This window comes from Streptomyces niphimycinicus, from assembly GCF_018883605.1.
GTDB lineage: Bacteria > Actinomycetota > Actinomycetes > Streptomycetales > Streptomycetaceae > Streptomyces > Streptomyces niphimycinicus.
The window spans coordinates 1-934 of sequence record NZ_JAHLEM010001278.1 but is presented as its reverse complement, the minus strand read 5'-3'; the positions used below and the strand labels follow the sequence as shown (position 1 = coordinate 934).

Here is a 934-nt window from a genome sequence, read left to right as displayed (position 1 = left end):
CGGATCGGTCGAGGCCAGGAGCCTGGTCCCGGTGATTGTACGGCTGTGTCGCGGAGTGGACGGTGTGGTCTCGGTCAGCGAGCACATCGCTTACGGCACCGATGACACCGATGACACCGGTGGCCCGGCCGTGGCCGCGTGAAACCCCGGCACCCCAGCACCCGGCAGGAGGCACTGCCATGGAACAAGTGGTCACCGTGGGCCTCGACGGCTCGGCCGAGAGTCTGGCCGCCGCTCACTGGGCCGCCGACGAGGCGGAGCGGCGTGAGCTGGCGCTGTGCCTGACGCACGCCTGGATCCTGCTGTGCCCGCCCACACCCGGCAGCCCAGCGGCGGAAGAACAGAACTACTGGGCGAAGCGGATCGTGCACGACACCCACGCGGAGCTGGCCCGCGGCCATCCGAAGCTGACCATCATCGAGGACCTGGTGGCGGACGAGGCCGAGACGGCCCTGCTCGACGCGGCGGCGCGGTCCCGCATGCTGGTGCTCGGGTCGCGGGGGCTGGACCGGGTGGCGAGCTTCTTCCTGGGTGACATCGGGTTGCACACCATCGCCCGGGCGGAGCGGCCGGTGGTGCTGATGCGCGGGGGGCGGGAAGCGGACGGACGCCGGCGACCTGTGGTCGTGGGCCTGAGTCTGCACGGTCCGCAGGACAACCTCCTGGAGTTCGCCTATGTCACCGCCTTCACTCGCGATGTGCCATTGCACGCCGTCCACGGAAGAAGGCCCGACCGGGTCCACGCCGCCCGGGGCGGGGAATCCGACGTGGCTCAGGACACCATGGAGCAGGCGCGACGGGAGCTGGATGAGGTACTGCGGCCCTGGCGGGAGAAGTTCCCCCGGGTGCGGGTCGTCGACGAGGTCCGGCTGGAGAGCCCGGCCCGGGCCGTCGTACAGGCCGCGACCGACAGCGATCTGCTCATGGTCGGACG

The 934-nt window shown here is 71.0% G+C and carries 1 protein-coding gene and 1 pseudogene; both read left to right on the top strand.

Going from position 1 to position 934, the window contains the following annotated elements; all coding sequences use genetic code 11:
• Positions 1-142 (top strand): annotated as a pseudogene (locus tag KN815_RS51410) (CBS domain-containing protein); the annotation flags it as partial.
• Positions 143-179: 37 nt separating this feature from the next.
• Positions 180-934, top strand: a 755-nt coding sequence (locus KN815_RS49335; protein WP_216348231.1) for a universal stress protein, incomplete at its 3' end; no start/stop codon positions are given.